Here is a 25,436-nt window from a genome sequence, read left to right as displayed (position 1 = left end):
AAAAATGACATCCCAATCTGAATTAATACTTGAACAAAATTTAATCAGTCAGTTAGCTTCAAATGGTTACGAAAAAGTAACCATTAAAGGTGAAGATGATTTATTGATTAACCTTAAAAAGCAATTAGAAAAACACAATAAAAAAGTGTTTTCGGATAGTGATTTTAAGCAAATACTGAATCATTTAACCAAATCTAATAATGTTTTTGAAAAGGCTTTATTAATTCGCGATAAGTTTGCTTTCAAAAACGAAAATAACGAATTGGTTTATGTAGAGTTCTTAAATATGGATTTTTGGTGCCAAAATGAATACCAAGTCACCAATCAGATAACAGTTGAAGGTACGTATAAAAACCGCTACGATGTAACTATATTAATTAATGGTTTGCCCTTAGTTCAAATTGAATTGAAGAAAACTGGACTGGAATTAAAAGAAGCCTACAATCAAATCAATCGCTATCAAAAACATTCCTTTTCAGCCAATACAGGTTTGTTTAATTATGTGCAATTATTTGTCATCAGTAATGGAGTCAACACCAAATACTTCAGTAATTTCGGGAATAAAAAACCCGATTTCAAACAAACATTTTATTGGACAGATGAAAACAACAAACGTATATCGAAACTAGAAGATTTTGCTAATACTTTTTTAGAGAAATGTCACTTGTCTAAAATGATTACTAAATACAATGTTTTGCACGATTCTGATAAAATGCTTATGGTGTTGCGTCCATATCAATTTAATGCTGTAGAACGCATTGTTGACAAAGTAAAAAACAGCAATAACAACGGCTACATTTGGCATACAACAGGATCAGGTAAAACTTTAACTTCATTCAAGGCCAGTCAAATATTATCTCAATTACCCAAAGTAGATAAAGTAGTTTTTTGTGTCGACAGACAAGATTTAGATTATCAAACCGCAAAAGAATTCAATGCCTTCAAACCCGATTGTATTGATCCAACAAACAATACGGCTAATTTAGTTCGTCAATTTAAAGACACGAATAGCAAATTGATTGTTACAACTATTCAAAAGTTGTACAACGCAATAACACGAGAGCACCATCTAAAAACCATGGACGATCTAAAACATAAAAAGATTGTCTTTATTTTTGACGAATGCCACCGTTCTCAATTTGGTGATACACATAAAAAAATAACCCAATATTTTGAAAATTATCAAATGTTTGGTTTTACGGGTACACCAATTTTTGTTGAAAATGCTTTATCTAAAAATAAGCAAAACCAAACAACAGCTAGCTTATTCGGGGAGCAATTGCATAGCTATGTTATTACGGACGCTATTAAAGATGAAAACGTATTACGTTTTTCTGTAGAATATGTGGGCAAATACAAAGAGCGTGAAAATTCTCAAAATGAAATAGATATTGATGTAGAAGCAATTGATACCCAAGAATTATTACAAAGCAAAGACCGTATTGAAAAAATAACCAATTACATCATTCAACAACATCCAATTAAAACTCAAAATAAAGCTTTCACAGCTATGTTTTGTGTCAGTAGCGTAGAAATGTTGATTAAATATTACGATTTGTTTCTGAAATTAAAACAAGAAGGAAAACACAATCTAAATATGGCAACAATTTTTAGTTTTGGTGCCAATGATGAAATGATTAGCGATACCGATGATTATGATGAGAAAGACTTTAACGAAGTAGCTGAACCACAAGAAGTTTATAATTCTTACCATAAAAGAGATAAACTCGAAAGCTATATTGAAGAATATAATAAAACCTTTAAATCCAATTGGACCACAAAAGACAGTCAATCTTTTTACAATTACTACAAAGACATTGCGCAAAGAGTACGTGCCAAGCAAATAGATATTTTATTTGTAGTCAATATGTTTTTAACAGGATTTGATAGTAAATCATTGAACACTTTGTTTGTAGATAAAAATCTAAAATACCACGGTTTAATTCAAGCCTATTCCAGAACAAACAGAATACTTGGAGATAAAAAATCACAAGGAAATATCGTAGTATTCAGAAATCTTAAAAAAGCCACTGATGATGCTATTGCTTTATTTTCAGATAAAAAAGCAAAAGAGATTATCATCTTAAAACCCTATGAAAGTTACGTTAAAGAAATTAATGACGCCTACGATAATTTAATAGCAATTACACCAACCTATGAATCCGTTGACGACTTATATACCGATGGTGAAGAATTAGAATTTGTAAAAGCATTTCGTGAAATCATTAGATTGAAAAATATCATTGCTTCTTTTGTCGATTTTAGTTTTGATGATATTGTTTTAGAAGAACAAGAATTTGATAATTATAAATCCAAATACTTGGAGTTGTCCGATAAAGGTAAAAGAGAAAAAGCCTCCATACTAAACGAAGTTGATTTTGAATTAGAATTGATTCATCGGGATGATATTACAGTAACCTATATTTTAGAATTATTAGCTAAACTAAAAGCAACAAACCCAGAAGAAAAGGAACGCAGACAAAAAGAAATATTAGATATAGTGGCAGGAGATGTCAAACTACGAAGTAAACGCGAATTAATAGAACGTTTTATCGAAGAAAATCTTCCACTGCTTGAAGGCACCTCAATTGAAGAAGGTTATACAGCTTTTATGATTGAAGAGCAGCAAAAAGCGTTCAACCAGTTTGTAGTTGATGAAAAAATAAATGGAGACAAACTAAAAAAGCTAACTGAAGATTATTTATTTACCCAAAGAATCCCAACAAAACAGGAAGTTGTTGATGTGTTAATAAATCAGCCCTCAATTTTGCAAAGAGCAAAGGTTGGTGAAAATATTTTAAGTAAATTCCTTACTTTTATTGACACTTTTTTTAATGATTAGAACTTAACTATATGTAAATAAAAGTGACATAAGGAGAAAGAAAATTCCAAATAAAGTACTATAAAGTAGCATTTTATTTGGAATTTTTTGTTTGTGATGTTTAGTGAAACTTATTTTCAAGTGAGAGAATATAAATACAGAAGCACTTTCAAATATCCTATTTTTCAGGAATTCCAAACCGCCACCTTTTATGTATTTTGTAAAATACTATTTGTCAAAAGGACGTTGCTGAAAATGTTATTATCGCAAGTATAAGAGAATAAAACGATAAGTATCATTATTTAGATGTTATTCATTATTTTATAAAGTTGTATATATTGGAGGTTCAAAATTAGCCAATGACCGCAAGAAAGACCCTTTGTATGCCTTATAATAATTACTTCTGTAAAATTCAAATAATTTAGTTATGCAGTGTTGCAATATTAATATGCAAGGAGATGAATGATTTTGAATTAAAAAAGATAGCTATAGAAGTAGCATTTCAAAGAATGAAAGATGCGGGAATGGACGTGTCATACGAAGATGCAGTTTTAATAATGGATTTCTTGCATAATTTAACATATCTTGTTATTAGAAAACACTTTAAACTTCCGTAGTTTGTTTATTTTTGTAGTACTTAAAGTCGATATATTCAATGTGTTAACGAAATCTATTATACTATGAAAAGTGCAATTTTATATATTAGAGTGTCAACAGATGAGCAGGCAGATAAAGGATACTCACAACGTGACCAGGATGAACGCCTGCGCAGGTATTGTAATAATCACAATATTCATGTCGATAATGTTATTTTTGAAGACCATTCTGCAAAAACCTTTAAGCGACCAGAATGGATACGACTTTTTGATGGAGTAAAGAAACGTAAAGCAAGACCAGACTTTGTACTTTTTACAAAGTGGGACCGCTTTAGCAGGAATGCCGGGGATGCTTACCAAATGATTAATATACTTAATGCTTTGGGGATTGAACCGCAGGCTGTAGAGCAACCACTTGATCTTTCAGTTCCTGAAAATAAAATGATGCTGGCAATATATTTGGCAGCTCCGGAAGTTGAAAATGACAGGCGTGCCCTAAATACATTTTACGGCATGCGTCGTGCTAAAAAAGAAGGGAGGGTTTTAGGTATGGCTCCATATGGTTACATCAATCGAACCAAAGAGGATGGTAAAAAGTATATTGCCATAAAAGAACCGGAGGGAAGTAATATTCAATGGGCATTTAATGAAGTTGGTAAAGGTGTGCTGGCGGTAGATCAAGTGCGTCAGGCAATGGTTAAAAGAGGTAAGAGTATCAGCAGAAGTGCTTTTCATGTGGCTTTGCGGAATGTTGTGTATTGTGGCAAGGTCTTCGTTCAAAAATATAAAGATGAGGAGGCACATTCTGTTCAAGGCCAGCATGATGCCTTAATTTCTGAAGCTTTGTTTTATAAGGTTCAGGATATTATTGATGGAAACAAACATCAAGTACGTCCTCAGGTAAAGCTTCGTTCAGATGATAACTTGCCTTTAAGAGGTTTTTTAGTGTGTCCTGATTGCGAAAGGAATCTGACCGGCAGTGCTTCCAAGGGTTCCAAGGGAGCGTATTACTACTACTATCATTGTATTCCAAAATGCGGTTTTAGAAAAAGTGCTGTCAAAGCAAATGAGATATTCCAGAATAATTTGGAAAAATATGAATTTCCGGTTGTTATTCAAGGGCTCTTACATGATATAATGATGACCAATTATAAAAGTTTTACATCTGTGTTTGAGAATAGACGCAGGGCCATCGCGTTGGAAATTGAGAAATTTAATACAAAACTTTCGAAGGCAAGAGAGTTACTTTTGGCTGAAAAATTGGATGCAGATGATTACAGGGAAATCAAAGAAGAGTGTAAAAGAAACATTGAGAACTTAGAGGAAGAACTTTCTGCATACCTGTCTGAACAAAAAAAACACAATATTAAGAAAAATCTTGATGATGCATTAAATATCCTTTCAAGGCTATCAACCGTTTATAAAGAAGGCGATATAGAGACCAAGAGATATGTAATAAGTTCGATATACCCTGAAAAACTGTATTTTGATGGAAGCACATATCGAACCCCGAGAGTGAACGCTATTGCAAGGTGTATTCTGTTGATTAATAAAGCTTTATTGCATAAAAAAAACCGAACAAATGAGTCGTTTTCTCATTTGTCCGGTCTAGTAGCGGGAACAGGACTCGAACCTGTGACCTTCGGGTTATGAGCCCGACGAGCTGCCTACTGCTCTATCCCGCGTTGTTTCGGGTGCAAAGGTATAACCAATTATTGGATATTTCAACAAAAAATTAAAAAAATGTTTTTATTTTCTGTATTGGCTTGATATAACTACCTTTGCAGAATAAATAGTACACAAATGTCACATAAAGCAGGTTTCGTAAACATTATCGGAAATCCAAACGTTGGAAAATCAACACTTATGAATGCTTTCGTTGGAGAACGATTGTCAATCATTACATCTAAAGCACAAACTACACGTCATAGAATCCTAGGAATCGTAAATGGAGAAGATTTTCAGTTAATCTTATCTGATACTCCTGGAATCATCAAACCAGCATACGAAATGCAGGAATCGATGATGAACTTTGTAAAATCGGCTTTTGAGGATGCTGATATCCTAGTTTATATGGTTGAGATAGGGGAGCAGGAACTTAAGGATGAAGCTTTCTTTAATAAAATCATCCATGCAAAAATTCCAGTATTGTTGTTATTGAATAAAATCGATAATTCAAATCAGGAGCAATTAGAAGAGCAAGTAGCTTTTTGGACTGAAAAAGTTCCTAATGCAGAGATTTTTCCAATTTCGGCATTACAGAATTTTAATGTGCCTGAGGTTTTTGGAAGAATTATCGAATTATTACCAGAATCGCCAGCATATTATCCAAAAGATCAATTGACAGACAAACCAGAGCGTTTCTTTGTAAATGAAACTATCCGTGAAAAAATCTTGTTGAATTACAGCAAAGAAATACCATACGCAGTAGAAATTGTAACCGAAGAATTTTTTGAAGATGAGAACATCATCCGTATTCGTTCTTTGATTATGGTGGAGCGCGAAACACAAAAAGGTATTATCATTGGGCATAAAGGGGCTGCTTTGAAAAAAGTAGGTACCGAAGCTCGTGCCGATTTGGAGAAATTCTTCGGAAAACAAATTCACATTGAACTATATGTAAAAGTGAATAAAAACTGGAGAAGTAATGCGAATATGCTAAAACGTTTTGGGTATAACCAATAGTTTTTGTTTAATTGTTAGTTTGTTTCAAGTTCCAAAATGAAATGTTTAGAATATAACTAAAAATTGGATTTTAGCCTGTCCTGATAGCTATCGGGATAGTCCTAGTCCTGAATAAAAGTGTTTAGTTTTAGTGGCAGTTTGAGAGTTTTTTTACTGAATACTTAAAACTGATAACTGCAAAATAAAAAAGACTACCTTTGCAAAAAATTAAAATAAAGTATTTTGGATTACAAGTGATTAGGCTTTTAGGAAGCTAGAAATCTAAAATCTAAAATCTGATCCCGATAGCTATCGGGACTAAAACAAAAAAAAATGAATAACATTGTTGCGATAGTAGGAAGACCTAATGTAGGGAAATCAACCCTTTTTAATAGGCTGATACAAAGAAGAGAAGCTATTGTAGATTCAGTATCTGGGGTTACCCGTGATAGAAACTATGGTAAAAGCGAGTGGAACGGAAAAGAATTTTCTGTAATTGATACTGGAGGATATGTTCGCGGAAGTGATGACGTATTTGAAGGAGAGATCCGCAAACAAGTAGAATTAGCTATTGACGAAGCGGATGTAATTATTTTTGTAGTAGATGTTGAAGAAGGCATTACTCCAATGGATGACATTGTTGCTCGTTTGTTACGTAAAGTAACCAAGCCAGTTTTATTGGCTGTGAATAAGGTAGATAACGCAATGCGTGAGAAAGATGCTGTAGAGTTTTATAATCTTGGTTTAGGAGAATATTTCACATTTGCAAGTATTTCAGGAAGTGGAACAGGAGATTTATTAGATGCTTTAATCGAATCTTTTCCGGTAAAACCAGAACCAGTTCAGGAAGAGGTAGTTTTACCTCGTTTTGCTGTAGTTGGTCGTCCAAATGCCGGAAAATCAAGTTTTATCAATGCATTAATTGGTAAAGAACGTTTCATGGTAACAGATATTGCAGGAACAACTCGTGATGCGATTGATACTAAATTTGATCGTTTTGGTTTTGAATTTAACTTGGTTGATACTGCGGGAATCCGTCGTAAAGCAAAAGTTAAAGAAGATTTAGAGTTTTACTCCGTAATGCGTTCCGTTCGAGCAATTGAACATGCAGATATTTGTATTTTGATTATTGATGCTACACGTGGATTTGAAGGTCAGGATCAGAGTATTTTCTGGTTGGCAGAAAAGAACCGTAAAGGAGTTGTAATCTTGGTAAACAAGTGGGATTTGGTCGAAAAAGACACCATGTCGACTCGTGATTACGAAGAGAAAATCCGTAAAGAGCTAATGCCTTTTACAGATGTGCCTATCCTTTTCGTTTCAGCTTTAACAAAACAGCGTTTGCTAAAGGCACTAGAAGCAACAGTTAAGGTTTTTGAAAGTAGAAAACAAAGAATACCAACATCTAAATTTAATGAATTTATGTTGAAGGTAATCGAAGCATATCCACCACCAGCGACTAAAGGAAAATATGTAAAAATTAAATATTGTATGCAGTTGCCAACACCAACACCTCAGTTTGTGTTTTTTGCTAATATGCCACAATACGTTAAAGAACCATATAAGAGATATCTTGAAAATAAGATTAGAGAAAATTGGGACTTCTCAGGAGTGCCAATCGATATTTATATTAGAGAGAAATAAAAAACAAAAATCCCGAGAAATCGGGATTTTTTTATGGAATGAAGTGTGATCGTGAAATATTTATATCTTTAGTAAGTTATCTTTGTTTAGAAAACTATTTGTTGGATAAAAAAATAGATGATAAATAGTAATAAAATAGATTAAACCTTTGGCTTTTTTTTGAGTCCTATACTATTAAAAATTCTTTGCATGTTTAGATTGTACTTCTTTTTATTGTTTTTTGTTTTAGGCTATAGTGTTAATGCCCAAAAAGATGTTGTTATTAAAGGTACTGTTATTGATATTAATACACAACTACCATTAGAGTTGGCTACAGTTTATTTTTCTACAGCTAAAGATTCTACTGTAATTGATTATGCTACGACTGATAAAAACGGTTTTTTTATAATAAATACCAAGAAATACGACAAACCAGTTTTCTTGAAGATAAATTATATGGGATATCTGCCTTATTATGAGGAAGAAAAGGGACTTTTAGCAAGTAAGGATTATGGCAAATTATATTTACTCGAAAATGTAAATGCCTTAGACAATGTAGTTATAAAAACAGAGGCAGCACCAATTACGATGAAGAAGGATACATTAGAGTTTAATGCTTCTTCTTATAAAGTACGTCCAGATTCAAATGTAGAAACCTTATTAAAACAACTGCCAGGAGTTGATGTAGATAATGATGGTAAGATAACTGTAAACGGAAAACAAGTAACTCAGTTTTTGGTAAACGGAAAACCATTTTTTGATAAAGATGGCGCTATAGCTTTGAAAAATTTACCAGCCGAAATTATTAAAAAAGTTCAGGTATCAGATTTTAAAACAAAAAAAGAAGAGTTGTCTAAGCAAGAATCTACTTCGGATTATTCCAGCATCAATTTGACGATAGACGAAAAGAAAAATAAAGGCTTCTTTGGTAAAATCCTTGGAGGTTATGGTTCTGATGATCGGTATGAAAGTAGTCTTATCATGAATTTTTTTAATAACAAACAAAAGATAAGTGTTTTAGCCTCTTCTAATAATATTAATTCTTCTGGATTTGCTATGGATGATGTGTTTGATAATATGGGAGGCGGAAGAAATAGTAGGGGATTGGGATCTAGCTCTTCTGGAGGAGGGCGAGGGATTACACAGTCTAGCTTGGTTGGATTTAATTATTCAGATGAATGGGCAAAAGATTTGGATGCCTCGGCGAGTTATAATTTTTCGAATTCAATTAATAAAAATGCAAGTAAGTCAGATCAAATCAGTTTTTTGCCAACAGGGAATATTCTAACAAGTTCTGAATCGAATTCAAGAAATGAAAATACAGGGAATAACGTAAATCTTGAATTAGAGTATAAAATCAGTCCAAGTATTCAAATTTTTGTTTCTCCAAAGTTTGGTCAATCTCGTTCTAATAATAGTTCAGATTCTTCTAGCTTTTCGGAAGATGAAAATGGAGTGTCTTTAAATGAAAGTAATTCGAAATCATATTCAGAAAGTGAAAATAATAACTTTAGTAATAGTATCAATTTCAATAAGAATTTTGAGAATAAAAAAAGGAATCTAAATTTTGTCTTTATGAATAATAATTCAAGTAACGATTCAGATGCATTGAATCTCTCGAAGACTATTTTTTATAAAGACAGCAAGCCTGATGATGAGAGAAATCAAAATACTAAAAAGAGTACAGTTAATGATTCATATTCGTTAGATCTCGAATATACTGAGCCAATTACTGATTCTTTGCGAATGCGATTTGGAACGAATTTGGATTTTATAAGTGCTGTAAATGATGAGAGAACATTCAATTTTAATGCAGATACAGAATCTTATTCAGACCTAAATTCAGCATTGAGTAATTATATAACTTCAAAACAAAATACATTTAGCCCTAAAGTTGGTATTACTTGGCAAAAAAGTAAATTTACCATCAATATGAATTCTAGAACAGCTATTATTGATTATGATAATCAATCTTTGTACTTGGATAAAGTAACTGAATTAAACAGAAAATATGCTTTGGGTTATGGAGATTTTCAAATCAGATATAAGTTTAGTAAGTCTAAAAATTTGTCATTTAAGTTTGATCATTCTAATTCGCTTCCTACTTCAAGTCAGTTATTGCCTGTTTTGAATTTGAGTAATCCATTGAATACCATAATAGGAAATCCAGATTTAAATCCAATAGAAAAAAATAGTGTTAACTTCAATTTTAGAAATTTTGATTTCCGTACGCGTTCAGGTTATAGTATGTTTGTTAGGGCAGATTTTTATAATAATGATGTTGTTTCGACTTCTGTTTATGATGATAGTGGAAAAAGAACCACTACTTATACAAATATTTCGGGAACCTATAGTACTTCTCTAGGAGGAAATTGGAACCAATCAATTAAGAAAGATGCTCATGTTTTAAGATATGGTTTGGGATTAAACGGAACTTATGCTTTTGATAAAGGGTACACCAATGCTATTTTATATAATGCAAAATCAACAGCAATCAAGCCAAAAGTGTATTTGTCATACGAATATGGCGAACTGCTTACTATTGCTCCATCGTTTAGTTTGTCTTATAACGAAACAAAATATGAGAATTCTTCAAGAGACGCTACTTCTAATGTGATTCATAATATCAATTTGCAAGCCACAACTTATTGGCCAGAAAATTTGGTTTTCGGAAATGATTTTGGATATACTTACAATTCTAATATTTCTAATGATTTTAATAAATATTTTTTCTTGTGGAATACAAGTCTCTCTTATGGTCTTTTGGATAAGAAGTTGTTTGTAAAAGTAAAAGTTTATGATCTTTTAAATCAAAACCAAAGCGCCACAAGAACAATTTCTTCAACCTCAATTCGTGATGAAGAAAACACAGTTTTAAAACGGTATGTGATGTTTTCGCTATCGTATAAAATTGGAAATTTTGCATCTACGAAAAAAGGATCTAAGAGAAAGGGGTAAAGGGATTAAGGTTTTTTGTAGGCTCAAAGTTGCATAAAGGTTGAGGTGTTAAACAACAGAGTAACAAAGGCTCAAAGAAACAAAGTTAGACAAACTTAAAGTTTGAATTGACTCCAGCTTTAGCTGGAGATATTTATTATAAGAGGAAAAGGGCTTTAGCCTAATTTTCACATCTCACATCTTTACAATTTACATTTTCCGATTAATTCTGTGATAAACGGTAAAACGTACAATGTCTCGGTCATAGAAATCGAGTCCGTTTGCTTTTCTTTGAAAGCTTTTTAAATAACCCAGTTCTAAGCCAATATTTGGAGTAGGATGGTAGCGTAATGCAGCGTAAATCCGATTTTGATCAAAGGTGTTTTTCTTGTTGTCTTTCCCCAAATTAAATAATACTTCATCAGAAATAGTTCCTTTAAGGCTTTGTTTGTCTTTTTTCCAAATCGTAAAAGTAGATTGCAAGCGATATCTAATTCGAAAAGAAAAAGAGAAATCATCTAGTAATTCGGTTTTGTTTGCTTTTTGAATAAAGCGCTCTTCTAACTGAAAGCGATTGTGAAAAGTGATTTTTGCAATGTCATTTATAATCGTAATATCTTGTTGTGCTCTATATTCTGGAACTGAAAAATTAGGATCAATATTTGGGACTTGAGTATTGACATGAAAATAGGCAAATCCTCCGCCTAAATCGATGCTTTTATTGGCTCGGTATCTTCCTTGAGTTCTTAAAATCCATAGATTTTCATGAATAGGATTAATAAAGCTTCGGTTATCAAATTCAGAGTGAAGTGACCACTTTTCTGTTAATGGTATTATATTGTAATATCTAATCCAAGCGAGGGATTGTTGGTCGATATTTTTTTTGGTTTGTCCTGCCAGTATTTGACTTGTAAGTATAAGAATAAAAAGTAATCTACAGGATTTCATTCAGTTGTTATAAATTCAGGTTGCGAATATATACAATTGATGTCGATTATAAATCGGCTTTTAGTTCGATTTTGTGATTTGAATAATAAAAAAACTGGAACAAGTTATTTGAAACTTGCCCCAGTTAATAGCTTTTAATGAATGTGTTTAGTGTTATAAAGAATACTTTAAAGTAACTCCATAGGTTCTTTGATCGCCTAATACACCTGCATATTGTCCTGTGTTTCCACCAGCAGGTAGTAATTGTTCATAGTAATCTTTGTTTAAAATGTTGCGTCCCCAGAACTGAACAGATAAACCTTCGGATGCACGGAAACCTAAACGAGCGTTAAAAATGGCATAACCCGGAACAACTAAATATTTAGAAGCAGAAGGACTTGATGAAAATTCAGAACGAGCATAAGAATCGATTGCTAAGAAAACTTTACCAACATTTCCGAAAAATTTTGCTTTATCAGAAAGCTCACCTCCTAATGATCCTGCCCATTTAGAAGCGCCTGGCAAAGCAGTTCCCGAAACATCTTTGAATGCTACTGGAGCTCCAGTTTCTTCTAACGGAAGTGGTGCATTGGTGAATTTAACATATTTAGCATCAGTATAAGTGGCAGCACCATTTATAGTTAGATGACTGCTAACTATAAAACTAGCATCTAGTTCAGCTCCTCTTACGCGTACTTTGTCTGCGTTAGCAAGATAGCCGCGGTTAACACCTAATTCGGCAGCTTGAACATTGGTTTGGAAGTCTTTAATATCAGTATTAAAGAATGCTAAGTTGAAGATTGAATTTTTAAAAGGAGCTGTTTTTATCCCTATTTCATAATGATTTACCTTTTCAGGTTTAATTACAGCAAGATCAAGTAATGGCTGTCCTTTTGAATCAGTTGGAAGTCCAGCTACGTTTACACCTACTGGTTTATAGCTCTTTGCGTAAGTAGCATATCCATTGATTTTATCCGAAGCTTTATAGGTCACAGTTAGGTTTCCAGAAAAGTCTGTATTGTCAGTATCAGATGTAAATGCCTGGTCACTATATACAGATTTTTTCAAAGCAAGTAATGCAGGGTCAGTAGTTTGTAGCCCTCCGTAAGTTGTACGAGAGTAATCGGCTTCTTTTTTGTCAAAGTTATAACGAACACCCGGTAGTACATGCAAACGATCCGTAATTGCCCAATCTAATTGACCGAAAACAGCAGCACTAGAAGACCTGATTCTGGCATCGGTTTTTATACCATATCCTTCAAAAAGACCTGGAGTTTTCCATAATGGACTGGTAGAACTTTGAGAAAATCTCCATTGTGCGTTACCAGATTCTTCAGTACCATTTGTATGAGATGTTTGATCAATAAAAAAGACCCCTACAACACCGCTTATTTTAGATGTAAGCTGTCCTGCATAACGAACTTCTTGTGTTATTTGTGTTTGTCTGGTAGGATTTTGCGATTTTGCAAGTACTTGTAATCCTGTAAAATCTCTATCGTTTGAAGGATCCCAGTTCCAAAAACGCCAAGCTGTAGTAGAGGTAAGAGTACCATTTCCAATCTTTGAATCAACATTAAGAGATATACCTCCTAAATCTTGTCCAGAACGCCATGGAGTATCTTGGTCAATTTTACGGTCAAATGCATTTAAAGTCGGAAGCTTGTAATTTAAATCGGCAACAATCGCATCAAATTGGCGATAAGCAGCTCTTTGTGTTGGAGCAACACCAGCAACTACCTGAGCATATCCATCTGGTCGCTGCGTGGTAATATCTGCAGCAAGGATGATATTCGTGTTTTCTGATGGAGTATATAGTAATTGACCTCTAATTCCTTGATTATTTAATGTGTTTGTAGCTCTGCCAGTTACAATATTATCAATAAGACCATCACGTTGTGTACCTGAAAATGATAAACGCCCTGCAATTTTACTGCTTAAAGCTCCTGTAACTGATGCTTTGGCTTGTAAAAAAGCATAATTTCCGTAACTAACTTCAAAATCCGCACCCGAAGTAAAACTTGGTTTACGAGTAGTAATGTTGAATGCTCCAGAGGTGGTGTTTTTACCAAACAAAGATCCTTGTGGGCCTCGTAATACCTCGATTTGCTCTACATCAATAAAATCAAGAGTTGTTGCTGCTGGACGGGCATAATAAACACCATCAACATAAAAACCTACACCAGGGTCGATTCCGTCATTGGTAAGTCCAAATGGAGAACCTAGGCTTCGAATATTAATACCTGTATTTCTAGGATTTGATGAGTATAGTTGTACTGATGGAACCAGTTCTTTTATGCGATTAACGTTGAAAGCACCAGTTTGTTCTGCTTGCTTACCTGTTATAACTGATATCGCTATAGGAACATCTTGTGCTCTTTCTATTCGACGTCTTGAAGAAACTACCACTTCTATAAGCGCATTTTCTTCGTTAAGTGTTACTAGTAAAGGAGTGGTTATTGGTAATTGAGTAATTTCTATTTCTGCGGTTTTGTATCCTACATACTGAACTAAAAGTGTTAATGGAAGTTTTCCTTTAGATTCAATGGTAAATTTTCCATTTTGATCTGTAATTGTGTTAGAAGTTGTTCCTTTTATGACAATGTTAGCGGCTTCTAATGGAATGTTTTCGCTGTTTGTAACAACGCCTTCAATATTTTGTGCAAATGAGATTGAGAAGGTAAAAACTAGTAGTACTGTAAATGTATTTTTTATAGAATTTTTCATTTTATATTAAGTATATGTAATTAGTAGAATTTAAGTTAAATTTTTTTACTAACACGTACACATACACATAATAAGGCTGTTATTGTTTTTTATAATATGTTTTGGGATGCTACTTTGCAATCGACTTGTTTTTGTATCAATGATTTTTTTACGTGATTTCATAGGGTTGGTTTTAATTAGTATGTGTTTATTTTTGGCAAATATATATAAATTCTATAAAACTACTATAATTTAAAATATATTTTTTTATTTTTCTACTAATGAGGCTATGGTAATCCCTTGCATTGCTTGTAAAGTCTTATCTCGAATAAGTATTAGGCCGTGTCTTAAGTGGCATTCTGACTCAGTTTTACAATCAGAGCAAGGCTCGTAAAAGTTTAAAGATGCACAAGGTAAAAGGGCAATTGCACCATCAAAAAGACGATGTATTTCGGCTAGGGTAATATCATTTTTAGATTTTACGAGATAATAACCACCGTATTTTCCTTGCTTACTGCTCACAAAATGACCTCTTTTTAGATCAAGTAAAATTTGCTCTAAAAACTTTTTAGGAATATTGGCTCCCTCAGCAATTTCTATGGTTTTAGAAATGTGATTTTCGTCTTGCTCCGCTAAATAAAGTAATGCTTTAAGAGCATATTTGGCTTTATGTGATAACATTATTATAAATTATGAATTGCAAATATATTATAAGTTTTTAAACTGTGACTGGTAACTATCACTGAAAACTAAAAATTACCAACTTCCGCTAGATCCTCCGCCAGAAAATCCGCCTCCGCCGAAGCCTCCGCCAAATCCACCGCCACCAGATGACCCTCCACCAAAGCCTCCAAAACCACCTCCACCACTTCGGCCAAGATTACTTAAAATGATAACGTCAAGTAGGCTAGGGCCTCCACCGCCATTATTTCCTGAGTTTCCACCTCCGCCTTTATTTCTTGACATAAGAAATATGACAATAGCTATGATTATAATGAATATAAAAAACGGAAAGCTCTCTCCTTCAGGTGCTTGTTTTCGGGTTCCTTTGTATTTGCCTTTAAAAACATCAAAAAGAGCGTCGGCTCCTTTATCAAGTCCTTTGTAATAACTTCCTGCTTTAAATTCGGGAATAATAATGTTTCTGATGATTTCACCTCCAATACCAGCTGTCAACCTATCCTCAAGACCATATCCAGGATTAATAGCAATTTTACGTTCTGATTTTGCAACCAAAATAATAACTCCATTGTCTTCTTTTGCTTGACCTAATCCCCAAGTATGCGCCCATTTGGTGGCAAGTTGGCTCACATCTTCCCCTTTAAGGTTTTCTATGGTAATTACAACAATTTGAGTAGTGGTAGAATCAGAATAGCGAATAAGTTTTTCTTCTAATTGTGCTTTTTCTGTAGGGCTTAGAACATTTGCATAATCGTAAACAGAAGTCTGAAATTTTGGTTTTTCGGGAATTGTAAATTGAGCAAAACCTATTTGAGTAAAGAATAGACAAACGATTAATTTTAGGAAAATCGAGGTATTTAGTTTGGGTATAATCATTATCCTTTAGATATTTCGTTTGATAATTCGTTAGTATCGTCAGCAGATCCAGGGAAGTATTTTTTCAATTGTTCGCCAGCTACCAAGATACCATCTATAAGTCCTTGTTTGAAGTTTTTTTGTTTGAATTGTGATGACATTGCTTCTTTAGTAGAATCCCAAAAGTTAGGATGTACAACATCGTTTATTCCTTTATCTCCGCAAATAACAAACTGTTTATCATCTACAGCTACATATACTAAAACACCATTTTGAAGTTGTGTCTCATCCATTTTTAGTTCGTGAAAAACTTCCAAAGCCCTATCATAATGGGCTTTAGAAGTTGATTTTTCTATATGAACTCTAATTTCGCCAGAAGTGTTTTTTTCGGCCATGCAAATAGCTTCAACAATTGCTTCTTCCTCTTCTTTGGTTAAAAAATCTTCTACTTTAGACATTGAAATTATTTTAAAAATGTATAGTAATAATTTTCAATTGTAGAAATTGGTTCTACAATTGAAAATTATTTATTAAACTTCTATTAGAATTTTACTTCAACTGGTTTATCAGCTCCAGTAGTTGCTTCAAAGTATGGTTTTTCTTTAAGGCCATACATTCCAGCCAAGATGTTTCTTGGGAAAGTATTAATGTTATTGTTATAAGGCTTAACAGCTTCATTAAAACGAGTTCTAGCTGTTAAAATTTGATTTTCGGTACTTGCTAGTTCATCCTGTAATTTCATAAAACTTGCATCAGCTTTCAGGTTTGGATATTGCTCAACACTTACCAATAATTTGGATAAAGAAGAAGAAACTCCTGATTGTGCTGAATTGTATGCAGCTAATTGTTCTGGAGTAACATTACTTGGGTCAATTGTAATTCCTGTAGCTTTAGCACGAGCTTCTATTACAGCTGTTAAAGTGCTTTTTTCATGTTCAGCATATCCTTTTACAGTGTTTACTAAATTTGGGATAAGATCATTTCTCCTTTGATAAGCTGTGTTAACATTTCCCCAGCTTTCTTTCACGTCTTGTTCAAGTGTTACTGCTTTATTATAAATTCCAGAAGCCCAGCTGTATATTAAAAAAATAATAACTGCTCCAATAATCCAAGGCAAAAATCTTTTCATGTTTGTTTAATTTTAAGTTTAATAATTTATTGTTACAATTCGTTTTTAATCTCTATTAATTCTTTTTTTATCGACTCTAATTTACGTATTATTTCGAATTTATCTAATGTCTTCTTTTGACCTTCTTTTAAATGAATTTTGGCTCCTTCTAGAGTAAAGCCTCGTTCTTTGACTAAGTGAAAGATTAACTGCAGGTTTTTTACATCCTCAGGCGTAAACATTCTGTTGCCTTTAGCATTTTTTTTAGGTTTAAGAATATCAAATTCTCCATCCCAAAACCGTATCAAAGAAGTATTCACATTAAACGCTTTGGCGATTTCACCAATACTATAATACCGTTTATCGGGTTGTAATTCTATATGCATTTTAATCTAATGATTGATTTTCTTGGTTTGCTAATTGTGAAATGGCGACATATTCTACCGCTGAAATATTTCCATAATAAAAATTAAGAGGGTTTACGACTTTACCATCTTTATGAACTTCATAATGACAATGTGGCCCTTCAGATCTTCCGGTGCTGCCTACATAACCTATAATGTCTCCACGTTTTACTCTTTGTCCAGGTCGGCAGTTATATTTGCTTAAATGGGCATATAAAGTTTCGTAGCCAAAACCGTGCCTAATTACGACGTGATTCCCGAAACCAGAAGCATTACTGTCTGCTCTATATATGACACCATCTCCAGTGGCATAAACAGGAGTTCCTGTTTTGGCTGTAAAGTCCATACCTTTATGCATTTTGCGTACTTTGGTAAAAGGATCTGTTCTGTATCCAAAACCAGAAACCATACGTTTTAAATTTTCATTCTGTACTGGCTGAATGGCAGGAATTGCAGATAATAAATCTTCTTTGGCACTCGCTAGTTTCAAAATTTCATCTAATGATTTCGATTGTATTGCTAATTGTTTAGAAAGCACATCAATTCTTTTAGTTGTTTTGATTACTAATTGGGAATTATTGTACCCCTCCAAAGCTTTGTATCTTTCGATTCTCGAAAACCCTGCTTTTCGGATTGAATCTGGAATTTCTTTTTTATTAAAGTAAACTCTGTATAAATTATTGTCACGTCCCTCAAGGCTCTCAACGACAGCATCAATCTGATCCATTTTGTTGTTTAAAATTGAATAATTCAACTTTAAATTTTCAATTTCACGAGCTTGTAAGCGGTCTTTTGGAGTTTCAAAGTAAGGAGTGTTCAGCAATATTATAAAAGCCAAAAAACCAAATAATGTAGAAGCCACTAAAAACAAGATAATAAAGCCAAATTTAGTTCTTTTTTTAGTTTTTATTTTTCGGTAAGCCAAATTTTCCGAATCGTAATAATATTTTACTTTCGCCATATTTTAAAATACCCTATTTTTGCACATTGTAAAAATGTTGGTCGAACAAATTTAATAAATTGTTTCAGTTGTTCTACTCTTTTTCAATAATAAAAATAATTAGTTAATTAGGTGGTTTATAAATCTGATAGTTAAGTATTGGATTATTCATCATAATTGACACATTTTCAAATTGGCACATTTTCAAATTTAAATATGAAATCACAAGACGTACGTAAGCAATTTTTAGACTTTTTTCAGAGCAAAGGGCATTTAATAGTTCCATCTGCTCCAATTGTTCTTAAAGACGACCCAACCTTAATGTTCAATAATTCGGGAATGGCTCAGTTTAAAGAATATTTTTTAGGAAACGGAACGCCAAAAAGTCCTAGAATAGCCGACACGCAAAAATGTCTTCGTGTTTCAGGAAAACATAATGATCTTGAAGATGTAGGTTTTGATACATATCATCATACGATGTTCGAAATGCTTGGAAATTGGTCTTTTGGAGATTATTTCAAAAAAGAAGCAATTAATTGGGCATGGGAATTATTGACTGAAGTTTATAAAATTCCAAAGGAAAATCTTTATGTTTCTGTTTTTGAAGGAAGCAAAGAAGATAATGTTCCTTTTGATCAGGAAGCTTGGGATATTTGGAAGACTCTAATTGATGAAGATCGAATTATTCTTGGAAATAAAAAGGATAATTTTTGGGAAATGGGAGATCAGGGACCATGCGGACCATGTTCAGAAATCCATGTTGATTTACGTACAGAGGAAGAAAAAGCAGAAGTTTCAGGAAAGAGTTTAGTAAATAACGATCACCCGCAAGTGGTAGAAATCTGGAATAATGTATTCATGGAATTCAACCGTAAAGCCGATGGGTCTCTTGAGAAACTTCCTGCACAGCACGTTGATACTGGAATGGGATTTGAGCGTTTGTGTATGGCATTGCAAGGAAAAACATCTAATTATGATACAGATGTTTTTACACCGCTTATTGAAAAAGTAGAACAAATTACAGGTTTTAAATACACTTCTGATGAAGTTAAAAATATAAGTGAAGAGCAAAACAAAACTAATATTGCGATTCGTGTAGTAGTAGATCATGTTCGTGCTGTTGCATTTGCAATTGCGGATGGACAATTACCATCAAACACAGGAGCAGGGTATGTAATACGTAGAATTTTGCGTCGCGCTATTCGTTATGGATTTACTTTTTTAGATACCAAAGAGCCTTTTATTTATAAGCTGGTAGATACACTAAGTATACAAATGGGTATTTCGTTTCCAGAAATTAAATTGCAAAAAGAACTTTGTACAAATGTAATTCGTGAAGAGGAAAATTCTTTTTTACGTACACTGGACCAAGGATTAGTATTGCTAGATAATATTATTGTAAATAATACGGATAAAGTTATTTCAGGAAAGAAAGCATTCGAATTATATGATACTTATGGTTTTCCAATCGATTTAACAGCTTTGATTCTTTCTGAAAAAGGATTGAAACTAGACGAAGTAGGTTTTGAGTCAGAATTACAAAAACAAAAAGAACGTTCTCGTGCAGCTTCAAAAGTTAAAGCAGGGGATTGGCAAATTTTGATTGATGATGAAGATGAAGAATTCATAGGATATGACCGTACCGAAGCGATGGTAAAAATTACTCGTTATCGTAAAGTGGAGAGCGCTAAGGATGGAGAAATCTATCAAATCGTATTTAATATGACACCTTTTTATCCAGAAGGTGGAGGACAAGTAGGAGATAAAGGATATTTTGAGGCTAGTAACGGAGATGTAATTTACATAATTGATACTAAGAAAGAGAATAATGTAATCATACATTTTGCTAAAGAAATCCCAAATAATCTATCAGAGACTTTTAAAGCTTATGTAGATGTAAGTACAAGAAAAAGTTCGGCTTCAAATCACTCGGCGACACACTTAATGCATCAGGCATTGCGTACTATTTTAGGAACGCATGTAGAGCAAAAAGGATCATTGGTAAGTCCGAAATATTTAAGATTTGACTTTTCTCATTTCTCAAAAGTGACTGACGAAGAATTGCAACAAGTTGAAGACTTTGTAAATGCAAGGATCCAAGAGCAATTACCATTAATAGAGAGAAGAAATGTGCCATTTGAACAAGCTGTTCAGGAAGGCGCAATGGCTTTGTTTGGTGAGAAATATGGAGATCATGTACGTGCAATCAAATTTGGTGATAGTATGGAATTATGTGGTGGAATTCACGTAAATAATACTGCTGATATTTGGTATTTCAAGATTGTGAGTGAAGGGGCAGTCGCATCTGGGGTTCGTCGTATCGAAGCAATAACTTCAGGAGCTGTAAAAGAATATTTTGCAAACCAAGCTGAGAAATTAAAAGAAATAAATGCAGTTTTAAAAAATGCACAAGATCCAATAAAAGCTGTTGTTTCGTTGCAAGATGAAAATGCTAAACTTAAAAAACAGTTAGAAACTTTATTGAAAGATAAAGCTAAAAATATGAAAGGGGATCTAGCTAAGGAATTGCAGGAAATAAATGGTGTACAGTTCTTGGCAAAACAAGTTGATCTATCTCCAGAAGGAGCTAAAGATTTGGTTTACGAGCTTGGAAATTTAGGAAATAATTTATTTTTACTTTTGGCTACAGCCGAAGAAGGAAAGCCAATGCTAACTTGTTATATCTCTAAAGAATTAGTTGCAGACAAAAAACTAAACGCAGGACAAGTGGTTCGTGAATTAGGAAAATATATCCAAGGTGGAGGAGGAGGACAACCTTTCTTCGCAACTGCCGGAGGTAAAAATGTTGATGGAATTCCAGAAGCTCTAGCAAAAGCTATTGAGTACGTGAAGTAAGGTTCTGAGAAGCTAAGTTTCTAGGATTTAATATTCTTAAAATATAATGTAAGCCCAAACATAATAATAGTTTTATTATTATGTTTGGGCTTTTTTATTGTGTTTAAGTAAATTTTTGTTAGGTTATTTGTTAATTTTTGATTTATATTTACTGATTGTTATTAATATATAACTTATTAAAAAAATGAAAAAAAACCTACTTTGCCTTTTTAGTGCTTTATTAGTACTGGCTTCTTGTTCAAGTGATGTGACTAGAGAAGATGATGATACAACTACAACTAATCCAACTGAGGGTCAGACATTCTTAAAAAAGACAATTGAAAAAGAGGATGGCTTAACATTAACTACCAATTATAAATATAATGGTAATAAATTGGTAAGCAGAATCGATAGTAAGGGAGAATCTATGATTTATACTTACACAGGAGATTTAATTACCAAATTGGAATTTAGACTAGCAGATGGTACCTTAGAACAAGTAAATTCGTATATGTACAGTACAGATGGTAAGTTGACAACTTTTACACGAGTTGAGCCTCTTGAAGATTATGGATATAGAGAGTCATATACATATAATGCAAATGGTACAATTACAGTAAATTCATATGGAGGAAATGTAGGGGCACAAAATGATGTTGCGGGAAAAAGTACCATTACATTTCTTAATGGAGTAGTGATTGAAATTACTAGTACAAATTCACCAAATCACAAATATACCTATGATACTAAAAATAATCCTTTAAAGAATGTTTTAGGTATGGATAAAATTGCTTTTGTTGATGGTGAAGCTGATGGGAACTTGCATAATATTCTTACTGATCATACTGGTGATGCGGTTTGGGCTAGTTCTGTTTATACTTATAACACAGGTAATTACCCTGCAACAAGTATTGAAACTACTCAAGTAGGAAAAGTGTCTACGGAATATTTCTACCAGTAGTTATTTAAAAAAATATAATTTATGACTTGTTCTTAGGATTATATAATAACAAAAGGCACATACAGTTTTTAGAAACCCTTTTCACTAAAATGAAAGGGGTTTCTGTTTTTAGAATAGAAAACTTAGCTACTTAGAACTTTAAGATCTTAGCAATTCATAGAAAAACTATTTACGTTCACCAATTTGCTGACGCCACATGGCATAATACAACCCTTTTTCGAGTACTAAAGCGTCATGTTTGCCTTGCTCAATGATTTTACCCTGTTCCAATACAAATATTTTATCAGCATGCATTACAGTAGATAAACGGTGAGCAATTAAAACTGTAATTCTGTTTTTGTCCGATATATTTCGGATTGTAGTATTGATTTCTTCTTCGGTAATAGAGTCTAATGCAGAAGTTGCTTCGTCAAAAATTAATAAATTAGGGTTTCTTAAAATGGCACGAGCAATAGACAAACGCTGTTTCTCCCCACCTGAAACCTTAATTCCACCTTCGCCAATTGTAGTGTTTAGACCGTCTTCGGCACGATGCAATAGTTTCTCACAACTAGCTCTTTTTAATGCATCATATAAATCTTCATCTGTAGCTGATGGTCTTACAAACAATAAATTTTCACGAATTGTTCCAGAGAATAATTGCGCATCCTGAGTTACAAATCCCAATTGTTTTCTTAGATCCAATAAATCAATTTCGGTAGAATCGATATCATTATAAAGGACTTTACCTTGAGCAGGTGTATATAATCCAACCAATAATTTTACTAAAGTGGTTTTCCCAGAGCCTGATGGACCTACAAAAGCTACAGTTTCCCCTTGTTTGATATCGAAATTAATGTTCTCTACAGCTTTGAACTTAGCTGTTTTATGTTGGAAACTTACATTCGAAAAAAGCAACGAACGAATGGCTCCAACATGTTTTGGATTTTTTGGACGAAATTCTTTTGGAGCGCTTAACAAGGTTTTAAAATTTTCCATAGAAACTTTGGTTTCATTAAGAGCGATTATAAAGTTTCCTAATTCTTGCAAAGGTCCAAAAATGAAAAATGTAAAGAATACCATAGTTAGTAAATCACCCACAATTATTTTTTGTCCAAACAAGAAATAATACAGCGTAAAAACGACACAAGTTCTTAAAAAGTGAACGGTTGTACCTTGAATAAAACTTAAACTTCTGATGAAACGGATTTTTTGCAATTCCAGTTGCAGGATTTTAAAAGTATTTAAATTCAAACGTTTTTCTTCCTGATACGTTAATCCAAGACTTTTTACAAGTTCGATATTTCTTAAGCTTTCGGTAGTAGAACCAGCCAAAGCATTGGTTTGATTTACAATTTTTCGAGAAACAATTTTTATCTTTTTCCCTAAATACGAGCTTACTAAAGCTATAATTGGCGCAGTAATTAAGAATATTATAGAAATGCGATAATCAATTCGGGCAACATAAATAACTACAAATATGAATCCGATAACAGTTTGAAAAATTAGAGAAATTGAAAGTGTAATTAATTTTTCAGAATCAGAACGTACTTTGGTTAGTTTGCTTAACGTTTCACCGCTACGCTGGTCTTCGAATTCAGCAAAAGGCAAATCGAGTGATTTTTTAATACCATCAGTATACATTTGAGCACCAGTTCGCTGAATAACAACATTGGTGAAATAATCCTGAAAGTTTTTAGTAATTCTAGAGATCATTGCTGCACCAAGCGAAAGACCAAGCCAGAATGCAACAGATTTAATAAAACCAATCTCATTTCCTTTGTATTTGGCTAATCCAACACCGCAATCTTGCATTAATTTACCCGTAATTACAGAATCGGATAAGCTGAAGCAGATGTTTATAGTTGCCATAACCAAGGCTAGAAACAACAGCATTTTATGTTTGATTATATAAGAATATAATAATTTCATGTGTGAGTTTTAATTTATAGAAGATGCAAAAGTAGTGAATAGATTGATTTAGTAATTCTGATTAACGTAATTAAAAACCTTAAATTACTATAAAGCTAAATACTTCTGTATTTGGTTTTTTTGTTTGTAGAAAATGGTTGAAATTTGTTTAAAACTTCAAAATATGCAATTCAGAACTCTTGTACCTATTTCGCAAAGTAATAACCCGATTGATTATAATTCTAGAGTATTGTCTCTAGGTTCTTGTTTTGCAGTTAATATGGCAGAGAAACTAGATTATTTTAAGTTCAATAATAGTTGCAATCCATTAGGGATTTTATTTCATCCTCTGGCAATTGAGAAATTGATAGACTTTGCAGTTTTGCAAAAAACATTCACAGAAAGCGATGTCTTTTTTTATAATGAGCTCTGGCATTCGTTTGATGTACATTCCGATTTAAGTAATGCGAATAAAGAAGATTTGATTCATAATCTCAATCAGATTATTAAAAAGACATATCAAGAATTAACCGAAGCTACTCATGTTATTATAACTTATGGAACTTCATGGGTATATCGTACCAATGATAATAAAGCTGTAGTTGCGAATTGTCATAAAGTACCACAAAAGCAATTTTCAAAAGAACTTTTGTCAGTTGAGATAATCAAAGAAAGTATTAAGAATACAATAGATTTAATTGCTTCAATAAATCCAAAAGCAAAAATCATTTTTACTATTTCGCCAGTGCGTCATATAAAAGATGGTTTTGTAGAGAACCAATGGAGTAAGTCCAATTTGATTTCTTCTTTGCACAATACTCTGAATACTGAATACTGTAAACTGCAAACTGGATATTTCCCTTCCTATGAAATCATGATGGATGAACTTCGTGATTATCGATTTTATGCAGAAGATATGTTACATCCCAATCAAATTGCTATCGATTATATTTGGGAAAGATTTAGTGAAAACTACATTTCTAAAGAAGGAATTACTGTAATGAATGATATATCCGAAATACAAAAAGGCCTTTCTCATCGAAGTTTTAATCCAGATTCCGAACAGCACCGTACATTCTTATCTAAGCTAAGTAGTAAAATAAAAAGGATAGAAGAAAAATGGCCTGATATTAAGTTTTAAACACGTTCTTTGTTTTGAGTTTTAAGTAATTATATACTTACAATAGTCCTTAATTCTAGAATAACTTTAAATAATTATATAAAGTATTGAGGTATATTTTTTACAATTTTGTAAATTGGATATGGTTAGTTAAATTTAGTAACTATATATCGATAATCTAAACCATTTATTAGCCTTATTTTCTTTATATGAATAAGAAACGATTTTTTTTTCTGAAAAAAATACTTCGAGTGCTACTTTGGTGCGTCATTACAATAGTGGCACTATTGCTATTGATAATAATTTTAATTCAGGTTCCGGCAGTACAAAATTTTGCTAAAGATAAAGCAATCACTTTTTTACAAAAAAAG

At 32.9% G+C, this 25,436-nt stretch carries 18 protein-coding genes and 1 tRNA gene; 9 read left to right on the top strand and 10 right to left on the bottom strand.

Annotated features, from left to right (window positions below; genetic code table 11):
- Positions 1 to 4 precede the first annotated feature (4 nt).
- From IUY40_RS13615 to IUY40_RS13605, 3 genes are all read left to right on the top strand, one after another.
- The gene (locus tag IUY40_RS13615) at positions 5 to 2,842 is read left to right on the top strand and encodes a type I restriction endonuclease subunit R (protein ID WP_195737411.1); all 2,838 of its coding nucleotides are present in this window, start codon (positions 5 to 7) and stop codon (positions 2,840 to 2,842) included.
- A gap of 437 nt (positions 2,843 to 3,279) precedes the next feature.
- The gene (locus tag IUY40_RS13610) at positions 3,280 to 3,438 is read left to right on the top strand and encodes a hypothetical protein (protein ID WP_195737410.1); all 159 of its coding nucleotides are present in this window, start codon (positions 3,280 to 3,282) and stop codon (positions 3,436 to 3,438) included.
- A 63-nt stretch (positions 3,439 to 3,501) separates the two neighbouring features.
- Positions 3,502 to 5,070: a recombinase family protein gene (locus IUY40_RS13605; protein WP_195737492.1), complete on the top strand. Its 1,569-nt coding sequence runs from the start codon at positions 3,502 to 3,504 to the stop codon at positions 5,068 to 5,070.
- Here the strand turns inward: IUY40_RS13605 and IUY40_RS13600 are convergent.
- Positions 5,030 to 5,102: transfer RNA gene (locus IUY40_RS13600), tRNA-Met, on the bottom strand. The genes IUY40_RS13605 and IUY40_RS13600 overlap by 41 nt on opposite strands.
- Before the next feature lie 118 nt (positions 5,103 to 5,220).
- Between IUY40_RS13600 and era the strand changes: the two genes are divergently transcribed.
- The 3 genes from era to IUY40_RS13585 all read left to right on the top strand — a co-directional run bounded on the left by era (position 5,221) and on the right by IUY40_RS13585 (position 10,662).
- Positions 5,221 to 6,102 carry a GTPase Era gene (gene era, locus IUY40_RS13595; RefSeq protein ID WP_195737409.1) on the top strand — a complete coding sequence of 294 codons (882 nt, stop codon included), beginning with the start codon at positions 5,221 to 5,223 and terminating at the stop codon, positions 6,100 to 6,102.
- A 312-nt stretch (positions 6,103 to 6,414) separates the two neighbouring features.
- Positions 6,415 to 7,725 (top strand): ribosome biogenesis GTPase Der, encoded by a 1,311-nt coding sequence (gene der, locus IUY40_RS13590; RefSeq protein WP_195737408.1) that lies wholly within the window; start codon positions 6,415 to 6,417, stop codon positions 7,723 to 7,725.
- 189 nt (positions 7,726 to 7,914) lie between these two features.
- Positions 7,915 to 10,662, top strand: a complete 2,748-nt coding sequence (locus tag IUY40_RS13585) for an outer membrane beta-barrel protein (RefSeq protein WP_195737407.1) — start codon at positions 7,915 to 7,917, stop codon at positions 10,660 to 10,662.
- A gap of 189 nt (positions 10,663 to 10,851) precedes the next feature.
- Here the strand turns inward: IUY40_RS13585 and IUY40_RS13580 are convergent, their stop codons facing one another.
- The 8 genes from IUY40_RS13580 to IUY40_RS13545 all read right to left on the bottom strand — a co-directional run bounded on the left by IUY40_RS13580 (position 10,852) and on the right by IUY40_RS13545 (position 18,280).
- Complete coding sequence (locus IUY40_RS13580; protein ID WP_195737406.1) at positions 10,852 to 11,589, bottom strand: DUF2490 domain-containing protein; 738 nt, start codon at positions 11,587 to 11,589, stop codon at positions 10,852 to 10,854.
- Positions 11,590 to 11,742: 153 nt separating this feature from the next.
- Positions 11,743 to 14,292, bottom strand: coding sequence for a TonB-dependent receptor (locus IUY40_RS13575; protein ID WP_195737405.1), 2,550 nt, complete (start codon positions 14,290 to 14,292; stop codon positions 11,743 to 11,745).
- Positions 14,293 to 14,538: 246 nt separating this feature from the next.
- On the bottom strand, positions 14,539 to 14,952 hold the full coding sequence (locus tag IUY40_RS13570; RefSeq protein WP_195737404.1) for an Rrf2 family transcriptional regulator: 414 nt from the start codon (positions 14,950 to 14,952) through the stop codon (positions 14,539 to 14,541).
- Between the two features lie 75 nt (positions 14,953 to 15,027).
- Positions 15,028 to 15,828, bottom strand: a complete 801-nt coding sequence (locus tag IUY40_RS13565; RefSeq protein WP_195737403.1) for a TPM domain-containing protein — start codon at positions 15,826 to 15,828, stop codon at positions 15,028 to 15,030.
- Positions 15,828 to 16,265, bottom strand: coding sequence for a TPM domain-containing protein (locus IUY40_RS13560; protein ID WP_195737402.1), 438 nt, complete (start codon positions 16,263 to 16,265; stop codon positions 15,828 to 15,830). The genes IUY40_RS13565 and IUY40_RS13560 overlap by 1 nt, the downstream gene beginning before the upstream one ends.
- 83 nt (positions 16,266 to 16,348) lie before the next feature.
- The gene (locus IUY40_RS13555) at positions 16,349 to 16,936 is read right to left on the bottom strand and encodes a LemA family protein (RefSeq protein ID WP_195737401.1); all 588 of its coding nucleotides are present in this window, start codon (positions 16,934 to 16,936) and stop codon (positions 16,349 to 16,351) included.
- A 32-nt stretch (positions 16,937 to 16,968) separates the two neighbouring features.
- Positions 16,969 to 17,301 carry a MerR family transcriptional regulator gene (locus IUY40_RS13550; protein WP_195737400.1) on the bottom strand — a complete coding sequence of 111 codons (333 nt, stop codon included), beginning with the start codon at positions 17,299 to 17,301 and terminating at the stop codon, positions 16,969 to 16,971.
- Between the two features lies 1 nt (position 17,302).
- Positions 17,303 to 18,280 (bottom strand): M23 family metallopeptidase, encoded by a 978-nt coding sequence (locus tag IUY40_RS13545; protein WP_195737399.1) that lies wholly within the window; start codon positions 18,278 to 18,280, stop codon positions 17,303 to 17,305.
- 195 nt (positions 18,281 to 18,475) lie between these two features.
- Here IUY40_RS13545 and alaS point away from each other — a divergent pair, with 195 nt between their 5' ends.
- Both alaS and IUY40_RS13535 read left to right on the top strand, forming a co-directional pair.
- Complete coding sequence (alaS, locus tag IUY40_RS13540) at positions 18,476 to 21,115, top strand: alanine--tRNA ligase (RefSeq protein ID WP_195737398.1); 2,640 nt, start codon at positions 18,476 to 18,478, stop codon at positions 21,113 to 21,115.
- A gap of 184 nt (positions 21,116 to 21,299) precedes the next feature.
- The gene (locus IUY40_RS13535; protein WP_195737397.1) at positions 21,300 to 22,055 is read left to right on the top strand and encodes a hypothetical protein; all 756 of its coding nucleotides are present in this window, start codon (positions 21,300 to 21,302) and stop codon (positions 22,053 to 22,055) included.
- 165 nt (positions 22,056 to 22,220) lie between these two features.
- On the opposite strand, the gene IUY40_RS13530 is transcribed toward IUY40_RS13535, so the two are convergent.
- Positions 22,221 to 23,966 (bottom strand): ABC transporter ATP-binding protein, encoded by a 1,746-nt coding sequence (locus tag IUY40_RS13530; protein ID WP_195737396.1) that lies wholly within the window; start codon positions 23,964 to 23,966, stop codon positions 22,221 to 22,223.
- 163 nt (positions 23,967 to 24,129) lie between these two features.
- Between IUY40_RS13530 and IUY40_RS13525 the strand changes: the two genes are divergently transcribed.
- Complete coding sequence (locus IUY40_RS13525) at positions 24,130 to 25,086, top strand: GSCFA domain-containing protein (protein WP_195737395.1); 957 nt, start codon at positions 24,130 to 24,132, stop codon at positions 25,084 to 25,086.
- Positions 25,087 to 25,436 lie beyond the last annotated feature (350 nt).

Origin of the sequence: Flavobacterium sp. ALJ2 (assembly GCF_015594725.1) — a bacterium.
GTDB lineage: Bacteria > Bacteroidota > Bacteroidia > Flavobacteriales > Flavobacteriaceae > Flavobacterium.
Note: the sequence above shows the minus strand (reverse complement) of the source record. Positions and strands in the feature narration are given on the sequence as shown.

Bases quoted from the DNA above. Each gene is read 5' to 3' on its own strand.
- IUY40_RS13615 (WP_195737411.1), top strand. From the start codon at position 5: ATGACATCCCAATCTGAATTAATACTTGAACAAAATTTAATCAGTCAG.
- IUY40_RS13610 (WP_195737410.1), top strand. From the start codon at position 3,280: ATGAATGATTTTGAATTAAAAAAGATAGCTATAGAAGTAGCATTTCAA.
- IUY40_RS13605 (WP_195737492.1), top strand. From the start codon at position 3,502: ATGAAAAGTGCAATTTTATATATTAGAGTGTCAACAGATGAGCAGGCA.
- era (WP_195737409.1), top strand. From the start codon at position 5,221: ATGTCACATAAAGCAGGTTTCGTAAACATTATCGGAAATCCAAACGTT.
- der (WP_195737408.1), top strand. From the start codon at position 6,415: ATGAATAACATTGTTGCGATAGTAGGAAGACCTAATGTAGGGAAATCA.
- IUY40_RS13585 (WP_195737407.1), top strand. From the start codon at position 7,915: ATGTTTAGATTGTACTTCTTTTTATTGTTTTTTGTTTTAGGCTATAGT.
- IUY40_RS13580 (WP_195737406.1), bottom strand. From the start codon at position 11,589: ATGAAATCCTGTAGATTACTTTTTATTCTTATACTTACAAGTCAAATA.
- IUY40_RS13575 (WP_195737405.1), bottom strand. From the start codon at position 14,292: ATGAAAAATTCTATAAAAAATACATTTACAGTACTACTAGTTTTTACC.
- IUY40_RS13570 (WP_195737404.1), bottom strand. From the start codon at position 14,952: ATGTTATCACATAAAGCCAAATATGCTCTTAAAGCATTACTTTATTTA.
- IUY40_RS13565 (WP_195737403.1), bottom strand. From the start codon at position 15,828: ATGATTATACCCAAACTAAATACCTCGATTTTCCTAAAATTAATCGTT.
- IUY40_RS13560 (WP_195737402.1), bottom strand. From the start codon at position 16,265: ATGTCTAAAGTAGAAGATTTTTTAACCAAAGAAGAGGAAGAAGCAATT.
- IUY40_RS13555 (WP_195737401.1), bottom strand. From the start codon at position 16,936: ATGAAAAGATTTTTGCCTTGGATTATTGGAGCAGTTATTATTTTTTTA.
- IUY40_RS13550 (WP_195737400.1), bottom strand. From the start codon at position 17,301: ATGCATATAGAATTACAACCCGATAAACGGTATTATAGTATTGGTGAA.
- IUY40_RS13545 (WP_195737399.1), bottom strand. From the start codon at position 18,280: ATGGCGAAAGTAAAATATTATTACGATTCGGAAAATTTGGCTTACCGA.
- alaS (WP_195737398.1), top strand. From the start codon at position 18,476: ATGAAATCACAAGACGTACGTAAGCAATTTTTAGACTTTTTTCAGAGC.
- IUY40_RS13535 (WP_195737397.1), top strand. From the start codon at position 21,300: ATGAAAAAAAACCTACTTTGCCTTTTTAGTGCTTTATTAGTACTGGCT.
- IUY40_RS13530 (WP_195737396.1), bottom strand. From the start codon at position 23,966: ATGAAATTATTATATTCTTATATAATCAAACATAAAATGCTGTTGTTT.
- IUY40_RS13525 (WP_195737395.1), top strand. From the start codon at position 24,130: ATGCAATTCAGAACTCTTGTACCTATTTCGCAAAGTAATAACCCGATT.